This window comes from Acidicapsa ligni, from assembly GCF_025685655.1.
In the GTDB taxonomy this organism is placed as follows: domain Bacteria; phylum Acidobacteriota; class Terriglobia; order Terriglobales; family Acidobacteriaceae; genus Acidicapsa; species Acidicapsa ligni.
Genome location: NZ_JAGSYG010000011.1, coordinates 1 through 7,368 on the forward strand (window position 1 = coordinate 1; position 7,368 = coordinate 7,368).

Annotated in this window: 3 protein-coding genes; all 3 read right to left on the reverse strand. The window is 50.9% G+C overall.

All coding sequences use genetic code 11. From position 1 onward, the window contains the following. On the reverse strand, nt 1-899 hold an 899-nt coding region (locus tag OHL19_RS22920), incomplete at its 3' end, for a beta-ketoacyl [acyl carrier protein] synthase domain-containing protein (RefSeq protein ID WP_263360183.1). Next, a complete protein-coding gene (locus tag OHL19_RS22925; protein WP_263360184.1) occupies nt 896-4,369 on the reverse strand; it encodes a beta-ketoacyl synthase N-terminal-like domain-containing protein in 3,474 nt (1,157 codons plus the stop codon). The genes OHL19_RS22925 and OHL19_RS22920, both read right to left, overlap by 4 nt. Continuing rightward, nucleotides 4,353-7,368 (reverse strand): SDR family NAD(P)-dependent oxidoreductase (locus OHL19_RS22930; RefSeq protein ID WP_263360185.1); only part of this gene is annotated, 3,016 nt, incomplete at its 5' end. The genes OHL19_RS22930 and OHL19_RS22925, both read right to left, overlap by 17 nt.

Consider the following 7,368-nt stretch of genomic DNA (forward strand, 5'->3'; position numbering starts at 1 on the left):
ATCACACCAAGGATACGATCCCCCGATAACTCGGCATCTCGCAAGCGCTTCAACACCACTACCCCGCAACCTTCGCCACGAACAAAACCATCCGCCCCGCCATCAAACGCTCTACAAACTCCGCGCGCTGACAACATGCCTGCCTGCGCAAAAGCGATAGAAGGTTCTGGAGAGAGAATAAGATTCACACCAGCAGCAAGAGCCATAGTGCATTCGCCGCGACGCAGAGCATCACATGCAAGATGCACGGCAACTAACGATGACGAGCATGCAGTATCAATTGAAACACTGGGACCGTTGAGTCCCAGCACATATGAAATACGTCCGGAAGCAACACTGGAAGCTGCTCCAGAAGCGAAATGTGGATTGATGGCGTCGGCGCCATCCGCACTTAGCTGGAGTTGGCCGTAATCATGCGACGCGATGCCGAGGTAGACACCCGTCAAAGACTGATAAATGGAAAAGGGATCGATGCCTGCATCCTCCAGCGCTTCCCAGGCAACCTCAAGCAATATCCTTTGCTGCGGATCAATACCAACGGCCTCGCGCGGAGCAATCCCAAAATGCTGAGGCTCGAAGAGATCTATACGTTCGAGGAGCGCGGACCAACGCGCTGCCTCCGGAAGAGTTGGAAGATCGTCTCTTTGCAACGATTGCATAAATCGCCGCTCCGCGCTGTCTGCGATTGCAGAGCGTTGGCCTTGGAGGAGATCCCAGTAATCTTCCGCACCGTTTTCGGCACTGGGGATTCTGCACCCTACGCCAATGATCGCGATTGGTTCATTTTGTACGCGCTCCAGTTCCTCTACTCGCGCCTCCGCCTGTGCAAGCGCGAGGAACGCCTGCTTGAGAGGAGATAGAGGAGCCGTGGATGTTTCAATCTTATCTGGATGCATCATCGCTTACTCAGCCGTTCATTCAAGAGTTTTTCTACTTCTTCTTCCGACATCTCACTCAGTTGTTCAGCAGTAACTGGAGTGGACTTCACATTGTGATGATCGATGATCGGTGAGGTCTCTTCTGTATCGTCCGAAGCAGGCTCAATAGATAAGAGCAAGGCATTCGCTAACTCACCGACCGTACCGGTATCAAACGCGATGGTAGAAGATACTCGCGCATCGGTTCCCAATCCCTTCACAAGCTCCGCACGCAATTCGAGAGCGATGAGTGAATCCATACCGAGATCGCTGAGCCGATCGCGAGTGCCAAGTTCTTCAGGGCGCACGCTAAGTTGAAAAACTCTCTGTATCGTCGTGCGTACAAAGTCGAGCATCATCGACTGGCGCTCTGTTGGAGTAAGCTGCTGTAGTGTTGATGCCAACTCCCAATTGCTATCCGCCTCAACGCCCTTCGGCTCGGTTACAGAACTCCTTTTCCATTCTGCGAGACCATGCATGAAAATACTGGATGACGTTGCCTCTGTTGTTATCGCTGGCGCACGAACAAGAAGCACATGCTGGCCTAATGTTGACGTAGGTAAGTCTCGCGCAGGAAACACTGCCATTTCAATGAAGCCATTGCGCTCAATAACGCCTCTCCACTGCTCTGGTTTAAGCAGAGGATTATCCTGTCGATCATCTTCGAAGTGCTGCCAGCCCTCGATAAGACCCGTAGTCATATCGAACCAACTGTGATGATGCGTAGACTCAAGCATAACCAGCAATCCACCAGGCGCAAGCAGGCTGCGAATATGAGAGAGCGCAGTGTCGAGATTGCGCGAAGCGTGCACCACATTGGCCGCGAGAATTACATCAAATTGACCACCACCAATTCCCTGCTCTTCCAATGCGCGATCCAGATCAAAGATCGAGTAATGCATGAATGGATAGGCACTGAACTTATTACGCGCTCGAGCAAGGAACAAATCAGACAGATCCGTGAACCAGTACTCAACCTGACCTACATCGAGAAGAGGAAGGACAGCAGAAGTGGTTCCCCCCGTGCCACCGCCGATTTCAAGTATGCGAGCATTGCGTCGTTGGCCTATGGTGCGTGTTGTTTCTACAATTGCCGAGGCGGCAATGGAATTGAAATAGCGGGCGATAGTCCCGCGTTCATATAGTCCCTCTGCCAATGAAAATGACCCGTCTGGGAATATCGTTTCCAGAGCACTGATCTTGCCGGTTATGACTTCGCGGAGCAGCTTGCCACACTGCCGCAGATAACCCAATGCCCCAGGATCGTCATCGAGCAAACACTCTACATTCTTCCAGTGTGGCTCAAGATCAATTTCATTGAATGAAGATGTGGCCTTGAATTGTTGATTTGATTCAATGACAACACCGGTTACTACAAGACCGGTCAACCACCGTGTGATGAGATTTCGATAGATAGGTAGAATCCCAGCCTTGGCAATGATCTCGTCCGGAGTCATCCAGTCTGAAGCTTGCAACGCTCCTGTTGTGACAAATACATCTTGAGCATGAGCTAGTGTTAGTTCGTGCAAGACATCCCATTTTCGAGGATAACGCTCGAGCTTCCATCCAAGAGGCCCAATATTGCTTTGCCGCTCTGATGCAAAGATAGCCGCTTGCCACATGCGTTCACGCTCTTGTGTACGTTTGATTTCGGGAGCTGCTTCAAACCAGAAGCTAGTACGTTGAAATGGATAGAGGGGCAGATCTACTCGATGGCGCATTACATCAACACGAACAGGCGCAGTAATATCTGATTTATTCGCAGGCGTCGAATCGGGCGTACTTAGAGTCACCGCGGAAGCATTGCCATTGGAGAGCCAACGTTCAATCAGCAACATTGCTTCAGACGCAGTATTTGCGCGAATAGAAAGACGGTGAGAGAGCATTGCACGGCCAACAGCCGCGGTGAAGCAGATGTCGGCAAAGTTTTCTTTTGTGCTACCGAGAAAGACAATGTAGCTCTGAGCCAGAGAGCGAAGCGACTTTTCATTTACCGCGGAGAACACGAGCAGAGATTCCTGCTCCTCTATGCCATCGATCTTCGGCGAGTTTATCGTGCTGGATGACAACAGCAAATGTGCATTCGTTCCACTAAAACCGAAAGAACTCAATCCGGCATAAATCGGCTGATCAGTAACTGGCCAGTCGATTCGTTGCGTTGGAACATCGATATTCAATCGCGCGAAGTCTATCTTTGGATTCGGATTCTTGAGATGCAGATGAGGTGCTATGCCATGCCCAGGCTGCATCATTAGAACAACCTTGATCAATCCCGCAAGACCCGCGGCCGCTTCTGTATGACCGAGGTTCGTCTTGACTGAACCGATGTATAGCGGCGAATCTACACTTTTCGATACTCCATAGACTGCACCTAGAGCCTGTACCTCTATTGGATCCCCAAGCGGAGTACCAGTACCATGAGCTTCAACGTAACTCACTAACGAGGGTTCAACTCCACCGTTCTCCAATGCGGCACGAATAACCGCCTCTTGTGATGGCCCGTTGGGTGCAGTGATTCCCGCGCTACGACCATCCTGATTGATCGCTGAGCCTGCAACCGTAGCCAGGATAGGATCGCCGTTATTCACAGCATCCGACAGGCGCTTGAGCACTATTACGCAGCAACCTTCCGCCCGTACATAGCCATCCGCAGCCGCATCAAAGGTCTTGCAATGGCCATCTTTTGCCAACATACGTGTCCGCGCAAAGCTAACATTGAAGTCAGGCGACAACATCAAATTTGCCCCGCCAACGATCGCCAGATTTATTTCTCCACGGCGCAAACTTTCTGAAGCAAGATGAACCGCCACCAGAGAAGAGGAGCAGGCTGTATCGACAATCATGCTTGGGCCGCGCAAATTTAGAAAGTACGAGATACGTCCCGAGGCAATGCTCATCGCACTACCAACTGCGCTGTAAGCATGCATATCTCGCGCATCGCGCATGGATTGGCGTGCATAATCGCTTCCGCCCATGCCGATGAAAACACCGCCTGCCGTATTAGCGAGACCTTTCGGATTGATATTCGCGCGTTCGAGAGCCTCCCATGTTAGTTCGAGCAAGATGCGATGCTGCGGATCCATGCTGGCAGCTTCACGCGCATTGATACCAAAGAATTCGGCGTCAAACTCATCTACTCCCGAGATGAATCCGCCATGAGCGTCATACATCGTTCCAGGATGATCGGGATCCGCATTGAGATAATCCCTGGCTTCCCAACGGTCAGAAGGAATAGGGGTGATCAGATCTTTTCCTTCGGCCAGCGCTTGCCAGAAACTCTCAGGAGTTGTTACGCCACCGGGAAGCCGCAGCGCCATCCCAACGATGGCAATCGGTTCATGCTGCGCACGTTTCGTTTGTTCAATCTCAGTACGCAATTGGCGAATTTCAATTAGGGCACGCTTTACCGGTGAGAGTTCCGCCGAGTTCACTGGATCAGTGCTTTGCTGCATTGGTCTTCTCCAGTTCTTCAATCAATAGCGATTCAGCTTCGATATCTGAAAGCTCCGCAAGATAATCAGAGCTATATGTACGCTGATCTGCCGGTGATACTTTGACAGCACGAGCAAGAAGCTCTTTCTCATCGAATATCAATGACAGCAGGATGTCACGAAGTGATCGCACTGTTGGGTAATCCAAAGCCAACGTGGCTGAGAGCGGTCGATCAAGCGATATTTGCAACGCGTTTCGAAGTTCGACTGCCATCAGTGAATCGAGGCCAAGATCATGCAGAGCGATGTCTTCATCAATGTGAGATCGTTGCGGAAGTGAGAGGATTTGCGTCAACTGCTGCTCAAGATGAGCCGTCAACAACGGTGCTCTCCGAGCTTGCTGAGAGTTGATAAGCATATCGATAAATTTCGCTGGATTCTCTGTCTCCGATACGATGTTATTTTGGGGAACGGCTGCCTTAGTCACATCTGCACCATCTAAATATTTAAAAAGCGAAGACGCATTCTTAGAACGAGAGCTCACAAATTTGGGCCACGAACTAACAGACAATACGGCGGCAACAGTGGCGTCCTTCACCAGAAGAAGCTCTAAAGCTTTCTTTCCATCTACCGGTGAAATCCAATCCAATCCTACCCTCTTAGGGTCAGATTTCATTGACTCCATCATGCCGCTGGACCATGGTCCCCATTGGATGCTTAGTGCCGGCAGACCAAGACCGCGACGATACGTGGCAAACGCATCGAGCATGGCATTTGCTGCTGCGTAATTCGCCTGGCCAGGAACGCCCAGGAGGACAGATGCCGAAGAGAAAAGCACGAAGAAATCAAGATCAATGTTCTTCGTAAGCCGATGAAGGTTCCAGGCACCAAGGACCTTAGGACGCGCAACCTCCGCAAAGCCTGCTACGGTCTGGTTGATGAGAGCGTTATCTGCGATCGAGCCTGCCGCGTGAAGAACTCCCTTGAGTGGAGTGGCGCTTGGGATACTGCGCAGTAAACTGCCCAATGCTTCGTAATCACTCACATCCACAGATGCGATTTGTATCTCGGCACCCGAGATTTTCAACGCTTCGATCCGCTCCCGTGCTGAACTGCTTGCACCTCGGCGCGAACTCAAAATAAGATGACGCGCGCCGCGATTTATAAGCCACTCCGCAAAATGAAGGCCTAAACCACCACAACCGCCAGTGATGAGATATGTAGCTTTTGGATCAGTGGCAACCGGATCAGTATTGGTATTAAGAGGGATACGACAAACAGAAATCTTGCCTATGTGACGAGCCTGCGCCATGAAACGAAAGGCCTCATGCATATCACGAAACTCTGTAACAGGAAGTGGTGGAAGTTGCCCTTCCTCAATCATTTCGACGGTTTCAGAAAGAAGCGTGGGGACAAGGGTTAAATCACGCTCTGCTTCTGTGCCTAAATCATAGACATAGTGCTGTACATCGGGACGCAGGCGCAGGATCTCTTCGCGCGTAAGGATATCGCGCTTCCCCACTTCCAGGAAGCGTCCATTGAGAGCCAGTGTGGATAGAGTGCTCTCCGCCAATTGTCCGGTGAGGGAGTTTAGCACTACGTCGACACCAAGGCCTTGGGTGGCTTGGATAATCTGAGTAGCAAACTCACTCGTGCGGGAATGGAAAACATTCTGGATACCAAGCGAACGAAGATGATTGCGCTTCTCTTCGCTTCCTGCTGTAGCGAAGACTTCCGCTCCACGTGCTCGTGCGACGAAGACTGCCGCAAGTCCCAAACCTCCCGTTGCTGCGTGAATCAGGACTCGTTCGCCGCGCTTAAGTTTAGCAAGCGTATCTAATCCATAGAGTGCGGTGAGATAGGCGATGGGCAGCACCGACGCCTGCGCAGGAGTAAGTCTTTTGGGAAGCGCTTTGACATTCCGCCCAGACACAGTAACAAACGCGCTGAAGCTTCGTGGAGCATACGCAAAGACGCGGTCCCCTATGTTAAACCCGCTGTTTATCCCCGCTCGACAAACGATGCCTGCACACTCGCCACCTAGCTGTTGAGGATATCCAGGCAACATACCGAGCGCGTTCATTACATCGCGGAAGTTCAGGCCCTGCGCTTCAACTTGAATCTCAACTTCATCCTTCTGTGGTTCTTGACGTGGCACAGGAACGTAGGCAAGATCGTCAATCAATCCGCTGCTGGCTGCACGAAGCTCTTCGTTGGTCTCCGTTGCTATCGACTCTTCTGACGATCCCTGCGGAAGTAGGTACGGATAGAAGCTGACTCCATTTCGAATAGCAATTTCGGGTTCGGTTTCAGTCTCGATGGCGCGTAGTAGATCTTCAATACTTAAAGTTATTGCGATATCGATTGCATGAGTGCGCAGTGCTGCAAATTCGAGCGCAGCGACACGTCGCAGTGCGGCAATGACACTTCCTTCAGAAGATAAAGTGATCGACCCATCATTCGTCTGCTCCTCGTTTTGAGTTACAAACCATACACCATGATCCGGCTTTACTTGTTCTCGAATAAGCGCTTTTAACAGCGATAATGCGCCTGCATATCCAGATAACATCTCTAGCTCAGTGACTTGTCCGGCAACGTCTTTGAAGAGAGGCGTCCCGGGCGAGAGATAGATTATCCCTTGTATTGGCCCACTCGCTGCAATAGAAGTACGTAGCCCAAGCGCAACATCCGATTCATCGCGTTGTCGTATCGGAAGAAAAGAACAAACGGCATTACGTTGGCGAATCTCTTGAACTACTTGTTCTGCAAATACAGATTTTTCAGCAAGAACAAGCCAATGACCATGAATAGAATTGACCGCTATTTTCGGAGCTGAGGGGTCGTCTTCAGCAGGTTTCCATTCGACCTGATAAATTGCAGCGCCATTCTTTTTAGTTACATTTTTTCTAAACCGGATATTTTTAACATGAGCGATAGCCGATCCATTTGGATGAGTAATGGTGAGATCGGCAGCGAGAGTACTGGAGTCGATGCGGCGTGTGCGAACATGGCTCCAGCAG